General features: G+C 70.9%; 12 protein-coding genes. 9 read left to right on the top strand and 3 right to left on the bottom strand.

Translation table 11 applies throughout. The annotated features are described in order from the left end of the window. Positions 1-79: 79 nt before the first annotated feature. The 6 genes from ACF1BH_RS10375 (at position 80) to ACF1BH_RS10350 (ending at position 12,625) form a co-directional block, all read left to right on the top strand. On the top strand, positions 80-391 hold the full coding sequence (locus ACF1BH_RS10375; protein WP_391641992.1) for a hypothetical protein: 312 nt from the start codon (positions 80-82) through the stop codon (positions 389-391). A 276-nt stretch (positions 392-667) separates the two neighbouring features. After that, entirely contained in the window at positions 668-7,963 is a 7,296-nt protein-coding gene (locus tag ACF1BH_RS10370; RefSeq protein WP_391641991.1) for a toxin glutamine deamidase domain-containing protein, read from the top strand. Then, positions 7,960-8,235 carry a DUF6406 domain-containing protein gene (locus ACF1BH_RS10365; RefSeq protein WP_391641990.1) on the top strand — a complete coding sequence of 92 codons (276 nt, stop codon included), beginning with the start codon at positions 7,960-7,962 and terminating at the stop codon, positions 8,233-8,235. The genes ACF1BH_RS10370 and ACF1BH_RS10365 overlap by 4 nt, the downstream gene beginning before the upstream one ends. A 94-nt stretch (positions 8,236-8,329) precedes the next feature. Then, positions 8,330-10,552, top strand: coding sequence for an SUKH-4 family immunity protein (locus ACF1BH_RS10360; RefSeq protein WP_391641989.1), 2,223 nt, complete (start codon positions 8,330-8,332; stop codon positions 10,550-10,552). A 286-nt stretch (positions 10,553-10,838) separates the two neighbouring features. Then, on the top strand, positions 10,839-11,327 hold the full coding sequence (locus tag ACF1BH_RS10355; RefSeq protein WP_391641988.1) for a MarR family winged helix-turn-helix transcriptional regulator: 489 nt from the start codon (positions 10,839-10,841) through the stop codon (positions 11,325-11,327). Next, complete coding sequence (locus ACF1BH_RS10350; RefSeq protein ID WP_391641987.1) at positions 11,324-12,625, top strand: MFS transporter; 1,302 nt, start codon at positions 11,324-11,326, stop codon at positions 12,623-12,625. Before ACF1BH_RS10355 ends, ACF1BH_RS10350 begins: the two co-directional genes overlap by 4 nt. Before the next feature lie 187 nt (positions 12,626-12,812). On the opposite strand, the gene ACF1BH_RS10345 is transcribed toward ACF1BH_RS10350, so the two are convergent. Together ACF1BH_RS10345 and ACF1BH_RS10340 are read right to left on the bottom strand one after the other, a co-directional pair. Then, positions 12,813-13,241: a VOC family protein gene (locus tag ACF1BH_RS10345; RefSeq protein ID WP_391641986.1), complete on the bottom strand. Its 429-nt coding sequence runs from the start codon at positions 13,239-13,241 to the stop codon at positions 12,813-12,815. 76 nt (positions 13,242-13,317) lie between these two features. Then, entirely contained in the window at positions 13,318-14,250 is a 933-nt protein-coding gene (locus tag ACF1BH_RS10340; RefSeq protein WP_391641985.1) for a LysR family transcriptional regulator, read from the bottom strand. Positions 14,251-14,421: 171 nt separating this feature from the next. On the opposite strand from ACF1BH_RS10340, the gene ACF1BH_RS10335 reads away from it, so the two are divergent. After that, entirely contained in the window at positions 14,422-15,267 is an 846-nt protein-coding gene (locus ACF1BH_RS10335) for an alpha/beta fold hydrolase (RefSeq protein WP_391641984.1), read from the top strand. Positions 15,268-15,384: 117 nt separating this feature from the next. Here ACF1BH_RS10335 and ACF1BH_RS10330 read toward each other — a convergent pair whose 3' ends face one another. Beyond that, the gene (locus ACF1BH_RS10330; RefSeq protein WP_391641983.1) at positions 15,385-16,590 is read right to left on the bottom strand and encodes a glycosyltransferase; all 1,206 of its coding nucleotides are present in this window, start codon (positions 16,588-16,590) and stop codon (positions 15,385-15,387) included. A 460-nt stretch (positions 16,591-17,050) separates the two neighbouring features. On the opposite strand from ACF1BH_RS10330, the gene ACF1BH_RS10325 reads away from it, so the two are divergent. Both ACF1BH_RS10325 and ACF1BH_RS10320 read left to right on the top strand, forming a co-directional pair. Beyond that, positions 17,051-17,749 (top strand): hypothetical protein, encoded by a 699-nt coding sequence (locus tag ACF1BH_RS10325; protein ID WP_391641982.1) that lies wholly within the window; start codon positions 17,051-17,053, stop codon positions 17,747-17,749. Positions 17,750-18,115: 366 nt separating this feature from the next. Beyond that, positions 18,116-18,394: a hypothetical protein gene (locus ACF1BH_RS10320; protein WP_391641981.1), complete on the top strand. Its 279-nt coding sequence runs from the start codon at positions 18,116-18,118 to the stop codon at positions 18,392-18,394. Positions 18,395-18,477: the final 83 nt, after the last annotated feature.

Here is an 18,477-nt window from a genome sequence, read left to right as displayed (position 1 = left end):
CCAGCCGTATGTCACCGCTGAGTTCCACCGCATGACCACGCCTGACCCACAGCCTTCCCGCACCGACAGGAGAGAGCCCGTGTCGCATCCCGGCGCGCCGGAACCGGTACAGCCCGTCCCCGCCACTGCCGAAGAGGCATTGGCAGCCGCTCGTTCCCGATTCGAAGTACTGGACATGGCAGGAAATCCGGCGCCGCTGTACGTGGTCGAGTTCGACATCGGATTCCTCATCCACGCCGTCATGCCCCCACCGCCGCCCGGCACTCAGGCGCCACTGGGGGGCAGTCACATGGTGATCTCCAAAAGCGACGGAGCCGTCACCTATGTCCCCAATTTTCCACCGGACTCCGCGATCGACCTGTACCGCAGCATGTGCCGGCCCCGTGGCTAGGGGCCGTCCGAGGGCTGCGGTCCGGAGCCGGACGGCCGCCACAGCACCGTGACACAACGGAGTCGGAGGACCGAAAAAAAGCCGTTGGGTAGGCTCTGGCATGAGCATGGCTCTGTACCGACGCAAGCCGGTTGAGCACGCATGAGGCTCCGCATGGTGCCTCCGGCAGCAGCAGAGCAAGAAGGGCCCTTCCGTCCGCGGTGAGACGGCAGGGGTCGGTCGGCCCACCAGGCCGGGACGACAGGAACGACATGGGCGACAACGGGGGTCTTCGTCATGGCTTTGATGCTGCCGAGCGCACTCGAGTGGGTTCTCGAGATGTGCGGCTTCGACTGGCCCACAGGCGACGAAGACAAAATGATGGAGTGCGCCAACACCTGGCGTCAGTTCGCCGCTGATGTGGAGGCGCTCCAGTCCCGTGGCCTGAGCGCCGCCGGCAACGTTCTCGCCGACAACTCCGGCGATTCCATCGACGGCTTCAGCAAGACCTGGGAGAAGTTCTCCGGCGGCTCGGGCTATTTCGACGACGCCCGCGAGGGCGCCGAGCTGATCGCCGTGTGCATGGACGCCGCGGCGATGCTCATCATCGCGCTGAAAGTGGCGGTGATCGCCCAGTTGGTCATCCTGGCGGTCGAGATAATCGCCGCCCAGGCCGCCGCTCCGTTCACCTTGGGGCTGTCCGAACTCGGCGCGATGGGCGCAGCCGCCGCCACGCGGATGATCCTGCGGAAACTCCTCAAGGAAATAGCCAAACAGATCCTTGACGCGGTGCTGGAGACCGCCAAGGAACCCTTTGTCTCCGCCCTCGAAGCCATGGTCTCCGACATCGTCGCCCAGACCGTCGAGCAGAACTTCGGCAAGCAGTCGGGCTACGACCTGGGACGCACCGCCAAGACGGGGTACGAAGAGGGCAAGAACGCCCTGAAGGAATCCGGTTCCACCTTCGGCAATGCCCTGCGTGACGGCGCGGGCTCCCGCGCGGGACACGGTGCCCGCAACGGACTGACCAACAGCGGACACGACGGCGGCGACGGCGGCCACGACTCGTCCGACTCCGGAAACGACAGCTCGTCGCGCTCGGACGATTCCTCGTCGGACACCAACTCGTCGCCCGACAGCAGCCGTTCGACCGACGGCTCCCCCGGCTCCGACAACGCGCCGGACTCGTCCCCCTCACCGTCGGGCGAAAGCAGTTCGCCGAGCGACTCCCCGGCTTCCGCTCATTCGCCGGGTCCGGGCAACGGCGATTCCGGGCGCAGAGCACCGGATATCGGCACGTCGTCGTCCTCGTCGCCGTCGAGCGGTCCGGACACCTCATCGCCGAGCTCGCCCTCGTCGTCCGACGGCCCGTCGGATCCGGGTTCGCCCTCACCGAGCCGTGGCTCCGACTCTCCCAGCCCCTTCGACGTGGGCACCCAGGCCTACCACGACAGCATCGGTCACGCTCCGGGCGACGGCTCGCCCACCCCCGACGCGTCTCCGGACCCGTCCACACCGCCCACCGGGACGAGGCCGGACAGCGACGGCGGACCGGCTCCCGACACCACTCCGGACAGCGCGCGCCCGAGCCGGCCGGAGGGCGTCGCCCCCGACGCCCCGGAGCACAGCGCGTCGATCCCGGACCCGCGCCACACCGAGCCCGCGTCCATGCCGTCCCCGCCGCCGCAGACGGACCACCCCGATGCCGCGCCGACCCCGGCTCCGGACACCTCCCGCCCCGAACCGGCCGTGCACCAGGTCGACCACGACTCGGTCACCACCATGCCCGCACCGGCCCAGGGCCCCACGCCGGACGGCTCCCACGACGGCAACACCGACGGCAGTCAGAACCAGGGCAGCGGCCGCGCCGCCATGCCGAGCGGCGCCATGCCCGGCAACACGCCCACCGCACACCCCAGCCCCGGCCAGGCGCCCGCACCGTCGAGACCGGCCCCGCACCACCCCGACGACACCGGCGTCACCCTCATGAGCGACACCACCACGGTGGCGCCGCCGGCCCACGGTACGCAGCCCGGTGAGGCCGGCGCCCCGCAGCACGCGGCCCCGTCCTCCGCCACGCCCGCGGCGTCGCCCCCGGGCGCCGTGCCGCCACCGACGGTCGGCCCCATCCCGACGCAGGCGCCGGCGGCAGGCACCTCCGGGACGACGCCGCGGGCCACGACACCGCGTACGGAACAGCCGAGCACCAGGCCCACGACGCCGTCGCGGGACACCCAGCGGAACCGCCCTGGAGCGCAGCCGCGCACCGAGACGCCCGGCCGCCCCACCACGCCGCCCCGCACCGACGCACCGCGCGCCGACGCACCGCGCACCGAGACGCCCGCGCGCCCGACCACACCGCCCCGCGGCGAGCAGCCGACGAACCGTCCGGCGGGCCCGCGGACGCCGACCGAGCCCCCCGCGTCCCCGCCGGACGACCAGGGGATGCCGGCGCCGCACGACCAGCAGCCGGACCACCAGCAGCCGGACGCCGACCACCAGACGCCCGATCAGCACCAGCCCCCCACGGACGGCAGCACGCCCGTGCACCCCACGGCGCCTCCGCCCGCGCCCCAGGCGGACAGCCTCTCGGACATCCGTCACGACCTGAACATCCCGTCCGAAGGCCTGACCACACCCGACCCCGTCCACCAGCAGGACCTGGAGAACGCCCACCCGAGAAACCCCGACGGCACGCCGCAGGTGTACGCGGACCCGCGGCAAGGGAACTGGGCCGGTCTGCAGAACGACGGCGGCCCGGGGGTGCCCGGCCGGTCCAACAACTGCGCCGACTGCACCCGCTCGTTCCTCGAAACATGGTTCGGCCGCCCGACGGTGTCCGCCCCGCGCACCTTGGACCTCAACCCGGACGGCAGCCTCAACCGCTACTCCGCGGAGCACGATTCGGTCGAGAACCAGGCGCGGTGGGCCGGCGCCCCCAGCACGTACGCGGGCAAGGACCACCCCAACCCGTACGCGCGTATCGCCCACGAGCTGTCGCAGGCCGGGCACGGCTCGGCAGCCGTGATCGGCGTCAACTGGCCTGGCGGTGGCGGCCATGCCTTCGCCGCGGTCAACCACAACGGCACGGTCCTGTTCGTCGACGCGCAGACAGGCGTCGTCAGCGAGAATCCGATTCACCTGGGCGCCCAGGAGGTCTTCTACACCCCGCTGGACGCCCACCGGAATCCGATCACTCCGTACTTCCTGACCCCGTCGACGCCTCAGCCGTCCACTCAGCACACTCCGGACACCGACAACAGCTCGGGCGCCGACTCGTCGGCGGATCCGTCGACGACCCCGACTCCGTCGGAGGGGCCTTCCCGCACCTCGCCGTCCGCCGGGCCGGCCACGGAGCCGTCCACCAGGCAGCCCACCGACGAGACGCCCTCCCCCGACGGTTCGGCCGCCGAACAGAACACGAACACCCCCAGCACCGACACCGCACCGCCGTCGACGCCTCCGGATCCGGACGTCACCTCGCCCCGGACCCCGGAAGCCGGGGAACACGACGGCCGGCCGATGTCCGATCCACAGAACACGCAGGACACACCGGACACTCGCGACACACCGAACACCACCCCGGACAGCCGGAACGCCGAGAACGACCGGGACGGGCAGGACACCCGGAACGACCGGGGCGCCCAAGACTCCCAGGACACCCGGAACAATCAGGACACCCACGAGTCCGGCAAGGTCCACGAGTCCGATTCCGACAAGGCCCACGAGTCCGACGGATCCGATGGGTCCCCCGAGGCCCACGACCCGCAAGACTCCGACCATTCCCAGGACTCCGACCCGTCTCACGACTCCGACGGGTCCCGTGACGACACGGATGCCCAGGACTCCCCGGACACCGGCCACGAGCCGGAGTCGAGGGAACCGGTCTTCCCGGCCACCGACACCCGCCCCTACGGCCCGCCGGACGGCTACGACCGGCCCGGCGACGAGGACGCCCGCGTCCAGCAGGAGCGGTTCCCGCGCAACGAGGACGGCTCGTTCCAGCAGGCCCCCGACCCCCGTGAGGGCACCTGGGTCGACGACATACGCGGCCGGCACCCGGACGAGTCCGGTCGCGACGTCAACTGCCCCGACGGAGTACTGGCATTCGCCGACGCGTACGCCGGAAATCCCACGGTCGCCGCCCGCCGCAGCCGGAACGAGGACGGCACCCCCGCCGACACCCCCGAGCCCAACGGCCGCGACCGTATCGAACGCGCCCTGGGCTCCGAGTTCCACGATTTCGGCGACGGCCGCGACGCGTACCGCAACCTGGAGACCACCCTCCTCGACGAGGGCCACGGCTCACAGGCCGTGATCATCACCCAGAACGCCGACGGCCGTGCGCACGCCTGGAACGTGGTCAACCACGACGGCCGGATCGTCTACGCCGACCCGCAGACCGGCCAGCGCAGCACCACCCCGCTCCACAACGGCGACCACGGCGTCTTCGCCATCCCGTTGGACGCCAACCGCCGCCCCGTCGACACCACCACCCCGCCCGCCACCCACACCCAGAGTCCGGCCACCCCCCAGAGCCCGGCCGGTTCCCCCTCCGCGTCCCACGACCCCAGCGCGGAAGCCACTCGCGAGCAGCGCAACCAGAGCCTTCCCGACCCGGAAAAAGCGACCCAAAAGCACGCGAACGTCCCACCGGATTCGTCGCAGCAGGCGCTTCGGCTTCCGGAGGAGCGCAACGTCCACCGGATCGCTCTCGATCCGGTCCAGGCGCAGATGCGGGAATGGGCCACGGCTCACCCGCCCGCCTCCTCCCCCTTGGGCGATCTGCTGCGGGAGTCCCTCGACCGCCGGCAGGACTACGTGGAGTCGGCGCAGCACGTTCGCGGCACCAAGCATGCCTTGGACGACGCTCGCAAGCAGGTCAGGGACGCCATCACGGAACGCAAGAAGGCGGTCAAGGCCGAGAAGGACGCCACCACCGACGCGGAGAAGCAGGCCGCCCAGGAGCGGCGGGCGGCGGCCGAGCAGAGGCTGACCGACGCCAGGGCCGCTGTGCCGGCAGCCACGGCGGCACACAAGGAAGCGCAGCAGTCCCACCAGAACATCCAGGTACCCAAGACCAACTTCACCGACAGCGACCTGCGTCGCCACCTCGACCCCGCGTGGTCGAACATGAATGACGGTCAGCGCTACGCGGTCCTGGCGACGCTCGGGCGTATGAGCCACTCGTTTCACGCGAACAACGCGGTCGGCATGGCGCCCGGGTCGGCCAAGGACAACTCCCCGTATGCGGATGCTCCGCCCAAGCGGGGCAACAAGCCCGACCCGGCGGCCGAACACCCCGAGTCTGTGGCTCCCTGGCGGCGCGAGTCCTCGGCGTACTCGAAGGCCGAGAACCTTCAGAACCCGGAAAACCTGCGCAAGCTGCTCGAAGACATAGAACGCAATTCCTCCGACTCCTCGGACAAGAATTACGCGGTTGTCGAGGTCGTCGATGACAAGGGCGAGAGCCACTACATCATCGACTCCTCGGTTCCCCCCTCCGTGGACGGCGTGCGCCCTCGTCACTCCGAGAGCCACATCCTGGAATGGATCGAGCAGCACAACAAGAACCGGGAAGCCGAGGGAAAGTCCAAGTATTCCATCGCCGGCCTGTACACCGAGCGGGAGCCCTGCGGATCCCGGAAGGGTAACTCCGGGCACGCTGACTGCTCCACGACGATCCGCCAATCCGAGGCGATGCAGGGCACTCCGGTGTATTACAGCACCACCTACCGAGTCGACCCGGACCGTAAGGAATTGCTGGAGAAGGAGCGCGAGCGCCTGGAAAAGGCGGGAGAGTCCGAAGCCGAGATCAAGAAGAAGATCAAGGAATTCCGCACACCAAACCAGCAGATCATGGACAAGGAAATTCAGGGCCACCTGGATTTCGTCAGGGAACTGTCCCAGCAGCTGGCGAACCCGAGCCAGAACCCACCATCGGCTCCGGCACCCGACAGCCACACACCACCCACCCAGGCGCCTCAGTCGGGCCCGTCCCACCCCACGGATGCGCACCGCACGCCCCCGTCAGACCCGGCAGGCACGGACCGCCGTCCCCCGGCCGACCCGGCAGGCACGAGCCACAGGCACCCCACCGACCCGGCGGCCACGGACCGCAGACACCCCACCGACCCCGCAGACACGCATCACACACGGCCCACCGACCCGGCAGCCACGGACCGCAGGTACCCCACCGACCCCGCAGACACGCACCACACACGGCCCACCGACCCGGCGAACGCAGACCACAGGGCCCCCGCCAACCCGGCAGGCACGAACCACAGGCGGCCAGCGGACTCCACCGCTTCCCCGGCCACCACCCCCACCAAGGGCGGACGCACGCCTTCGGCGGACCCCGCGGGTGCCGGCCCTCCCACGCACAACGGGACCGTGGGCCACACCACCGCGGGCAACGGAACGTCCGTGCCGACGGATGCGCACCGCTCGCACCGCGACGTTTCGCAGCCGGAGACCGAAACGGCGAGCGCGCGGGAGACCCCGCGCCCCACCGCCGCCGCAACAGGGGCGGGCGAGCGGTCCACCGCCCCGCACCCGTCCACCGACGAACCCCGCGAGGGCTCCCCCGCCGCTGACAACCAGTCCGAGAAGCGTGGCGGGTTGAAGCGGCTCTGGCAGTCCTGGACCCACTCGGAACCGGCCGGGCCCACCGAGATCACCACCGAGGTGGACCAGCCGCGCTTCGGCAACCACAAGAAGCTGCCGGAGCTGCAGCCCGATCGCTACGGCACACCGCTGGACCGCCCCGACGGCACCCGCGTGCCACTGTTCGAAGGGCCTCCGTCACGTGAGCAGACGCAGCAGGGCGCCATCGGTGACTGCGGCATCATCGCCACCATGGGAGCCGTCGCGAGCCGGTACCCGGATCTCCTCCAGGACATGATCCGCGAGACGGAGGACGGGAACTACGAGGTCCGCTTCCACGAGGTCGCGCGCAACAGATACGGCAACCATGCTCCGACCGGGCGCATCCTGACCGTGCGGGTCACCCCCGAGGTGCCCGTGTACAGCGATATGCCGAGCTTCACCGTCTACGCCAACGCCAACGATGTGGGTGTGGCCTGGCCGGCGATCATGGAGAAGGCCATCGCGGGCCTGGACCAGTTCTGGGACGACAAGAAACGCGATCACGAGTCCCAGTTCCCCCAAAAAAAGGACTTCGACGGCAACCTGCTGACGGGCTACTCCCGTATCGGCCAGGGCTCCACTTCGGGCACGCGCGCCGAGCTGCTCGCCCAACTCACCGGGCGCACGTCGGAAAACCACGACTTCCCGACGCAGTTTGATGCGCAAGGCCGCAGCCCGGAAAAGCAACTCCTGGCCCATCTGCGGGAACTGACGGAAAGCGGCAGGCCGGTCGTTATCGGCACCCAGCCCAGGGGCACGGGCGTGGAGAACAAAATGGAGAAGAACCTTCTGAGTTCACACGCCTATGAGATCGTCTCGGTCGACGACAAGAACCGGATCCAGTTGCGCAACCCGCACAACTCGAAGCATCCCGAGCCGCTGACCATCAAGGAATTCATGAAATACTGCCGCAACCAGTACGCGTCCTTGGAGGATGAGAAGTGAGCAGCGTCGACACGATCGGCCTCTGGCACGGGATTCAACGAGGTAACGGGAAAGCCAACTTCTCCGTGATGGACATCTACCGGGAGTCCGACTCCTCGGTCAGGGTCCGGCTCGGGATCGTCATCGCCGCCGAGGAGCAGTTTCACACGCTCCGCGTGGGTGAGACCTTCCCCGTGGGCGACGAGACGTGGCGGCTCGCCGAGTTGACGGGGTGGCCGAGCGAGGACGACTGGGTCGTGATGCTGCGCCGCGTCGCGACCGCCCCGGCCTGAGGAGTGCCCGCCCAGGACCATCTCCGCACGTCATACAGCAACCGAGGGCGTACTACCGTGACGGGGGACCCGAGAACCACCATCAAGGAGCGACATGCCCAAGCCGACAGCGGACACCTCTCCGGGAGGGATCGTCGATGACGTCGTCGAGTGGTGGCATGCGGGTCGGCACGGAGGCGGAGTCGCCCATGTCGTCTCCCCGCCCGGGACCGATGGCGCCTCGGTCATCGCTCAGGCACACGAACGCATCCCGGGCAGCGTGCTCGTCGATGCCACCGGTCTGACCGCCGAGCAGGTCCTCCACCGGGCCGCCACGGCGCTCGAAGTCGATCTGTCCGGGGACGGAAGGCGCAGCTGGCGGATCGCGCGTGACGCATGGCCCGAACAGCGCCTGCTGCTCATCGCCCACGCCCACCGCGCGGGGCCCACCAGGCGCTCGTACGAGCCCGAGCGGCTGATCGGCGACGCCCTTCGCTCGTTGGCGCACGACAAGCTGGCCGTGCTGACCGACACCCCCCTCGCGCTGCTTCCCAGCGGTACGAGCCCCGGCGCGGTCTTCACCCTGCCCATGGCGGGCTCCGGGGCGCCGGTGCCGGACTCGTCGGCGCTTCGCGCCCTGGCTCTCGCGGAGCCACGCGTGGTGCCTGTGGCGGTGTGGGCCCGGCTTCACGCCGCCTTGACCGGGACAGTCGCCACCGAGCACGAACTCATCGCGTTCGCCCAGGAGCACGGCGACCTCGTTCGGTCGGGCCCGTTGGGCATTTCCTTCCTCGACGAGAGTGTGGCCGAATCCCTGCGCCGGGATATCGGCACCGATGAACTGCGCCGGGTCAACGGGGACTTGCAGCAGTGGTTGCTGGATTCGGCCTCCGCATTCCGCCACCCGCAGGGATGGGCCCGGAGCGGCGCAGTCGGTCTGTACGCCGCGACGGGCCTTGCCATGCATGCCGCGCAGGCAGGAACGTACGAAGAAATTCTGCGCAGCGGCGAGGCGATCGCCAATATCCCGCAGAGCGTGCTGATGGACGCCGGTCGCACCGCGCTGTGCCATTTCATCCCGGGAAACAGCGCGGTCGCCGACGCGATGCATCTGTGGGCGTGGGGGATCATCCCCGACAGCCAGGGCTCATGGGCTTCCTGGCTGCAGGTGATGGCCCTCGCGCGCAATGATCACGAGACAGCAGCCGCGATCGCCGCTTCGGGCGTTTCGTCGACGTGGCGGGCCAAGTGGACGAAGTGGCGCCCGCCGGGCGGTTATCACCCCGCCTATCTGCAATCCGGCAAGATCGACGCGTTGGCGGAAGTGCGCTGGAAAGGACGGCAGGCCGTCGCCGGCAGACACCGGTCCTTCACGCTCGAATCGCCCACCGTGTACACCTCACTCTGGGATGCGGAAACCGGTGCTCGTCTCGCCGGCCCTTGGGAAGGGGACGAAATCCCCGCGCAGCACCGTGCAGACCTCACGTGGCCGCCCCTCCCCTCGTCGGCCCCCACGTCGCCGTCCTCCTCGACCGAGGGGGACAGCACCGGCCCCTCCACTGCTCAGGAACTGTTCGCCGCGGCTCCCGCTCGCCGCAGTGACGACGCGTTTCTGTTGCCCTGCGGACCGCTGTCTCTCGGCGGCATCACTGTCTTCGGGAGTGACGCGGGGCTACTGGCCATCGAATCCGCCGGCGCAATGGATTTCACCGCCTTCGGCTCCCTCAACCGGCCCTTGAGCGGGGACTACGCGGACGCCCGCGGAAGCATGCCCGTTGATGCGGCAGGCCCGGAAGACACCGACCACACCGTGCTGGCCCTGTTGTTCGAGGACATCTTCCCGGTCGAACCCGAAGAGCTCCCCGACAATCTCGCCCACGAGCCGACGCGTGAACTCCTCCTCGCATTCGGACTCCCCGACATGTACGAGGAAGGAGGGATGGCTCTCCTGCCCGGCGGCGACTGGGACGTCGAGCTTCTCGAGGAAATGCCCTCGTGGCCGGATGACATCGACCCCGTCGACGAGACCGGGCCGTTCTTCCAGATCGGCAAGTGGATGGGGGCCGAAATCGTCGTCGACGGCCCGACCGGACATGTGTTGCGCGTTCCGACGGGGCCCGACGAGGAAGAGCTCGCCGCCCTTCCCGCGGCGGACAGCCTGGAGGCTTTTCTCACGATGGTGGCCTGGTGGGTGACGGGGCTGCGCACCCGGGACACCCTCCCGCTGCCCCATCCCGAGAAGCAACGGGTCTTCGGCAACGTTCTCGGTGCGCTGGCCGCCATCGAGGAAAAGGGCGGCGAGGCGCCCGCGTGGTCCTACATCTTCGAAAACGAATGAGCCGATCAGCCGGGCTCGCGGGGAACCGCCCTGACACCACACGCACCACATCGGCGTCGGCGCATCAGCCGGAGAGACGCCCCCTCAAGACCGCGGCCGACCGGTAAAGGCCCCAGGACGACCGCCCCCCGCCGCCAGGCGGCAACGACCCGGCCCGCTCGAAGAGGGCGATCGCCGACGCCGACCGCGTGCGGGGCGCCTTCCCGGAATCGGGGGCCAGCGATCCAGCCGCAGCCTCTCGTTCGCTCACGGGCGCCATTTATCGCAGCACTGTTATATTAGCGCTGTGACATCTTCGGACCCCACAGCGCTACCCGATCCCTGGCATTCCCTCCACGAGCTCCTGGCGGCCATGGACGCCCAGATCGAGCAGGTCTACGTCGAGCGCGGCATCGAGGGGGTGCGGCCTCGGTTCGCCTATCCGCTGATCCGGCTCGCCCACACCGGACCACTGACCATTCGCGAGCTTGCGAAGTCCCTGGACCGCTCGCACTCCGCGATCAGCCAGACCGTCGCCGCCATGCGCAAGGAGGATCTGGTCACCTCCGAGCCGGGGCCTGACGCCCGCACCCGGCGGATCGACCTGACCGAGCGCGGCCGGTCTCTGGTGCCCTTCCTGGAGGCGGAGTGGCGCGCCACCCACGAGACGGTCGCCGAGCTGGACGGCGAGGTCCCGTACGCGATGACCACCGTTGTCGAGGAGGTGCGGCGGGCGCTGGAACGCCGGTCGATGCGGCAGCGGATCCTCCATCACCTCGTCGAGCCGCCGCGATGAGGTGGCGGGTCCGCGTCCGGTTACTCGACACCCGCCCGCTGCGTAGCAGTCAGTCGTTCCGCGACCTGTGGATCGGCACCTCGGTCTCCCAAATCGGTGGACAGATGGCCAACGTGGCGGTGCTGGCCCAGGTCTGGGACCTGACCGGCAGCCCGGTGGGCACCGGTGCCATCGGGCTCGCCACCGGCTTGCCGATGGTGCTGTTCGGTCTGCTCGGCGGCACGTTGGCCGACACTTTTGACCGCCGGGCGGTGGTACGGGCCACCACCGCGGGCCAACTGCTGGCCGCCGCAGGGCTGTGCGCCCAGGCCCTGGCGGACAACCGCAACGTACTGCTGCTGCTCACCCTGGTGGCCATGGGGACGAGCTGCGGTGCTCTCGGCGCTCCCGCCCGGCGCACCTTCCCGGTCCGGCTGTTGCCGGGCGACCAGGTCGCGGCCGGTCTCGCGCTGACCAACGTCTCCTTCCAGGCCGCGATGCTGGCCGGGCCCGCGATGGCCGGGCTGATCATCGCCCACTGGGGCTTCCCTGCCGCATACGCGACCCAGGCCGTGGCCATGTTCGTCTCGACGCTCGCGGTGACCCGCCTGCCCGCCATGCGGCCCGAAGGCGCCGACGCGGCAGGCGGCAGGCGCCGGCCGGAGCGTGGCGGTTGGCGGATCGTCCTGCGCCGCCCGACGCTGTGGGGCTCGATGGCCACCGACCTGTCCGCAACCCTGCTCGCCATGCCCGTCGCGCTCTTCCCGCTGGTCAACGAGGTTCGCTTCGGGGGTGACCCGCAGACCCTGGGACTGTTCCTCTCCGCCGTCGCGGTCGGGGGGATCACGGCTGGTCTGCTCTCCGGTACGGTGACGCGCCGGCGCCGTGGCGGCCTGGTCCAGCTGTCCGCAGCCGGTGTCTGGGGCCTGGCGCTGGCCGGTTTCGGTCTGGTGGGGCCGTTGTGGCCGGCGCTCGGCTGCCTGGCCGTGGCGGGCGCCGCCGACACCGTGTCTGTCGTCACCCGCGGTGCCCTGGTCCAACGGGAGACCCCGGATGCGTACCGGGGGCGGGTTTCCTCGGTGGAACACGTCATCGGTGTCGCGGGTCCCGAAATCGGCAACTTCCGTGGTGGCCTGCTGGCGTCGGCCACCTCCGCCTCCTTCTCACTGGTCTTCGGCGGACTGTCCGCCGCCCTGGCGATCGCCGCCGTGGCCGCGGCCAACGCGCCCCTTCGCGCCTACCGCACGCCGCCTGCTGCCGCGAAGCCGACCGCCCCTGGGGTCACCGACCCGGCGGCGACCGCTGGTCAGGTTTCCTGAAGCGCCTCCAGCCATGAGCCCGGCGAGAGGGACGTCAGCCTCCTGCACAGCTGACGCCCCGCACCGAGTGTCCCCTCGGCACTGGAGCTCTCGTACGTCTGCCCCTGGCCGTCGTCCTGTCTCCGAGGCCGACGCCGAGCAGTGCCTGGGCCAGGGGGTTCCAGGCGTGTGTACGAGCCCGTGCCGTTCAGTCGATACAGAACTCGTTGCCCTCGATGTCCAGCATCGGGATGCACGAGTCGTTGCCGTCGTACAGCGTTCGCACATGGACCGCACCGAGCGGGATCAGCCGTTCGCATTCGGCCTCAAGTGCGGCGAGGCGTTCCTCACCCACGAGTCCCGTGCCGACCCGCACATCGAGATGCACCCGGTTCTTGGCCGCCTTGCCCTCGGGGACGCGCTGGAAGTACAGCCGCGGGCCCACCCCCGAGGGGTCGACGCAGGCAAACCAGGCGTCCCGCTCCTCAGGCGGCTGCGAAAACCGGAAATCGTCCCAGGTGGCGAACCCCGCGGGTGGCGGCGGTACGACATAGCCCAGCACCTCGCACCAGAAGCGGGCGAGGCGCTCGGGTTCCGCGCAGTCGAAGGTGACCTGGAACGTCCTGATCTCTGACATCGGCGCACCGTACCGCGTACCGGGGAGACCCCGCCGCTCATTTCTCAGGCGGATCCGCCCGCCATCCCCATCCGCATCACATGTGGGGCCGGAGCCGGTCGTTGAGTGCGGCACCGACGTCGGGGCAGTTCTTCCGGACGGTGTCGAGGAAGGCGCGCAGCACCGGGGAGTGATCGCGGGCCGCGAAGGACAGGACGAGATCGGGCAGGGGCGTACGCGGGGTCACGTCACAGAACCGCACTCCCGGACGCGGGACCGCCTTCATGCGGGACGGCCCCAGGCCGACGCCCACGCCCGAGGCGGCGAGGCCGATGATCGTGTGCACGTCCCTCGCGACGGTCGCGCCGCCGAGAGCCGATGAGTCCGTACCCAGCAGGGTGCGCAGTCCGGCGACTACGGCGGGCTCGTCCTCGCCGGCCGACACGATCAGCGGCTGCCGCCGCAACTGGTCGGCGCTTACCGACTGTTGACCCGCATACGGGTGCACCGTACTCACCACAGCGATCACGTGGTCGCGTCCGACCGGGACGGACACGAGTTGCTCGGCTCCGGCGCCCCGTGGCGGGCCGAGGGTGAGGGCCACGTCCAGCTCCCCGGCGACGAGAGCCGAGGTGCTGCGGCTGGTCGCCATCTCGTGCAGTTCCAGTCGCACATCGGGCCGTTCACGGCCGAACCGGCTCAGGACGCCCGGCAGCGGGTCGAGCAGTGCCGAGGCGATGAAGCCGAGGCGCAGACGTCCTGTCTCGCCGCGCGCGGCCCGGCCCGCGTCGACCGTGGCCGCCGCGATCTCGTCGAGCGCCCGGCGTGCCCGCGCGAGGAACGCCTCACCGGCGGCGGTCGGGAACACCCCCTGACGGGTGCGGTCGAACAGCCGGGCCCCGACCTCGCGCTCCAGGTCGGCGATCTGCTTGGACAACGGCGGCTGCGCGATGCCCAGCGCGCCGGCCGCCCGGCCGAAGTGTTCGTGCTCGGCGAGAGCGACCGCGTACCGCAGGTGCCGCGCCTCCATGACCAGCCCTCCACCCCATCGATCCCGTCGAACCCGTTGATCCCTTCGGGCCCGTCGGCCCCGTCGATCTCATCGGCCTCACCGAGTGCCGACAAGACCTCGAAGATATCGCCATGCCACTTACCAGATCTAGGAATGGATGGCGCTGTGGTTCCTGTCTGGAATGGAGCCATGAAGAACGTCTCTCCGACCGGCACCGTCTTCGTTTTCGTGCACGGCGCCTGGCACAGCTCCGGACAGTGGGCAGCGACGCAGCGCGCGCTGGCCGGACGGGGCGCTGCGAGCGTGGCCGTCGACCTGCCGGGGCACGGCTTCGACGCCCCCCTGCCCACCGGTTACCTGGTGCCCGGCCAGCCGGGCCTGCTGACCGAGAAGTCACGGCTCGCCTCCCTGACGATGGACGACTGCGCCGAGGCGGTACTGGGCGTCCTGCGCCAGGTGCGTCACCATCGCGCTGTCGTGCTCGTCGCGCACAGCGCGGGCGGCGGTCCCGCGTCCCTGGCCGCGGAGCGGGCGCCCGAGCTGGTGGACCGGATCGTCTACCTGTCCGCGTTCGTCCCGGGCGGGCGGCCGCGGTTCTTCGACTACCTGGGCTCACCCGAGAACGCGACCGCGCTGGGCCGGAACCTGAACCTCGGCGACCCCGGGGCCCTGGGCGCCGTACGGATCAATCCGCTCTCCCCGGACCCCGCCTACCTCGACGAACTCCGGGAAACCCACTACCACGACACCCCGCCGGACCGCTTCGACCGGTGGCGGTCCGCGCTGAGCCCTGATCTGCCCCTGGCGATCCCGACGGCTCCGGTCCCCCTGACCGCGGCACGGTGGGGACGCATTCCCCGAACCTTCCTGCGCTGCGCCGAGGACCGGGCGCTGGCGCCGGCCGCGCAGGACCTGATGATCGCGGAAGCCGACCTGGCCTTCCCCGGTAACCCGTTCACCGTGCACACCCTGCCCGGCAGCCACAGCCCGTTCGCAGCCCGGCCGGACGAGCTCGCCGCGGTCCTCGCCTCGTGAGCCGGCGTCAGTCCGTGAAGCGTTCCCCGCGTTCCCGTTCCTGAGCGCGGGACGGCTCGCGGCCGGTGGCGGCGGGCGGCTCGTACTCCCTTTTCAGCGCGCGGCGTCGAGTTCCTTTCAGCGCGCGGCGTCGAGCAGCAGGTCCGCCGCCACCGCCGCGCCATCGGTACGGATCCCGGCGCTCAGGGACTCGGCCCGGGTCCGGGTGTCCGGAGCCAGGGCGGTCTTGAACGCGGCGCCAAGGGACTCGGCGTCCGGGATCGGGCCGTCGAGCGTCGTACCGATGCCCAGGTCCGCCACCCGGTCCGCCCAGTACGGGTTGTCCGAGACCGGGGCGGGTACCACCACCTGCGGCACGCCCGCCCGGGCGGCCGTCGCCGTCGTGCCCGCGCCGCCGTGGTGCACCACGGCGGCCACCTGCCGGAACAGGCGCTGGTGGTTGGCCTCGCCGAGGGCGAAGCAGTCGTCCCGGTCGTCGATCAGGCCCAGGTCGGCCCAGCCGCGGGAGACGAGGGCGCGGTGCCCCTGTGCGCGGAGCGCCTCGATGGTGTTGCGGGCGAGGTCCTGCGGCGCGTTCGCGCTGCCGAAGCCCACGTAGACCGGTGGTGCGCCCGCCTCCAGGAACGCCACCAGGTCGGCCGGGAGCGGCCGTTCGTCCGGCAGAGCCCATGCGCCCGTCTGGACCACGTCGAGGCCCGGGGTCCGCGGCCACGGTCCCAGGGCGGGGTCCGCCGCCAGCCAGGGCCGGTCGGTGATGACGTGGTCGCGGACGTTGTCCACCGGCGGCAGGCCGAGCGCGGCCCGGTGGCGGTTGAGCGCCTCGGCGAACTGCGTGTTCACATGGTCCGCGTCCCGTTCCCACCGCGCCCGGTTGTCGTCCGCCTCCGGCTCCGGCCAGCCCGGCCGCGGCGGCGGGGCGTGGTGCGGCGACGGCAGTTGGACCGCCGCGTAGGTCGCGTAGACGTAGCGGACGCCCGCCGCCTCGGCCACGGACCGCGCGGCGATCTGCGCCAGACCGGCCGCGACCAGTACGTCACACCCCTCGACCGCGGCGGGCAAGAGGGCGAACTCCGCCTCCACCAGCGCGTCCCGGGCCCGGGAGAGGTCCGCCGACGAGGGCAGGGCCGTCCCGCGTGTCAGCGACCGTATCGGCGGCCCGACCGGTACCGGGCGTACGCCGATGCCCGCCAGCCGCTCCGCGAACTCCTCGTCCGGCGGGACGCACATCCGCACCTGCGCGCCGCGCTCCCGCAGCCGCACGGCGAGTGCCACCAGCGGTTCGACATCGCCGCGTGACCCGTATGTCGACAACAGCACCCGCATCCGCGCCCTCTTTCGTTCCGTTGCCCGGGCCTCGGCCCGGCTCGGTCTGCGAACGGCCCGTCGCCGGCGACATGCGGGCCGTGGCAGATGTGCGGCCGGCAGTTTACGCGGCGGGTGCGGAGCGCGGCGCCCGGCCCGGAGGCCGTCGGCCCGGTGACCGCGTACGCCGTGTCCCGTCGGCCTGCCCGCGGAGCGGCGCGGGCGGGGGCGGACACGGCGGATCCCGGTCGACGCGGCGCCGCGAGGTCAACTCCCGCTCAGGGGAAGGCGGTGGACCTGCACCGGTCCGAAGGCGGGTGAGGGCACCGACCCGCGTTCCGCTCTCGCCCGGAGCCGCCCCCGGTTCGTAGGGTGAGCGCCCGGCGTGCGTCGCGCCCGGCGGTGCGGCGCAGGTCCGGCCGCCCGTGGCCGATGAGGCGCGCGGGGTGTCCGACCGTCAGCACAACCTGAGAGCCATGTGATGCCCAGATCGTTCGCGCCCGTACCCGATGTGTCGGTCATCCTGCCCTGCGCGGGATTCGCGACGCGCTTCAGCGCCCCCTACTCGAAGGAACTGCACTCCCTCGCTCCCGGGGTCACCGTGCTCGACCGCAGCCTGGAGGCCGTCGTCGAACTCGCCAAGAACGGGCTCCATGTGCGCCTGGTCGTGGTGTTCAGGACGCACAAGATGGACACGGTGAGCTACCTCGCGCGCTACGCCGACATCTTCCAGATGGTCTTCGTCTACCAGGACAACGAATCGGGGCTCGACGGCGCGATCCGGACCGCCCTGCCGATGACGCAGGGCCCGGTGGCTCTCGTCCTCCCCGACATCGTCCTGACCGGCCCGGACAGCGCCGGCAGCCTTCGCTCCGCACTGCGGCGAACAGGGACGACCGGCTGGTGCGTGGTCGCCGCGGAGGAGCACGATGCCCACGCCCTGCGGCAGTTCGGCGCGTTGGCCGTGGCCGGGGAGGACGACGCCGCGACCGTCGGCGCAGCGGCCGAGAAACCGTCGGACCCCTCGGGCTTCAACGCGATCTGGGGCATGGTGGTGGCCGGTGAGGACGAGGCACACCGGCTACCCGACGTGGTGAGGCGCGAGGCCGACAGCCCTCTGGTGGGGGCCACCGCCCTCATGGTGGAAGGAGTCGTCAACTACAACAGGGCCGTCGACTGACGGACGGGAGACTGACGGACCGGCGACTGACGCCAGGACGGCACCGCCCCTCGCCCGGCGCCGGGATGACGGCACACGGCGCCCCCGTGGCCCGGGCAGGGCCGGCGCCGGGACCGTGGCCGGGCAGATCGCGCCTCGGGCCCAGTCCTTCGACGGGCTCGGCGGCGCCGGACGAGGACATCTCGCCGCCGTCGGAGTCCGCGCGCACGGGACGCGGCCGCCGGCGACCTGGGTGGTGCGGCAGCAGAAGCGAAAGTGCACCATGGTGCGGGGAGCCCGGATCGGCGGCGCGCCTGTGACCGCCGACGGCCGGGGGTTCACCGGCCCCGGCCGATGCGGCGGGCGAGGGAAGCGACGGGCGAGGAAATGGCGCGGGATTACGACAGTCAGCTGCTGGAGTCGGTGGCGGTACGCCGACGCAGGATGCGGGACGCCCTGTTGTTCGGCGCGCAGCGCGGGCGTCGTACGGCGGACGAGCGGCTCGGGAAGGTGTTCGCGGGGATCGCCGTCACCGCCGTCCTGTGCGCGGGATGCGTCGGCTGGTCCTTCCTCCAGCACACCCTGGCGAATCAGAAGGCCGAGCAGGAGAAGCAGCAGCGGCAGGTGCAGCAGTACGAGGAGCCGACGAAGTCGGCGCGACCCTAGCCGCCGGTTCGCGGATCTTCTTGCGAAGCCGGGCAGAGATGACAGAGGCCCGCAGGACAGATATGTCTCACTTGACCCGAAAG

It is taken from the genome of Streptomyces sp. NPDC014733, from assembly GCF_043083385.1.
Lineage (GTDB): Bacteria > Actinomycetota > Actinomycetes > Streptomycetales > Streptomycetaceae > Streptomyces.
This window is presented reverse-complemented; position numbering and strand designations above follow the sequence as displayed.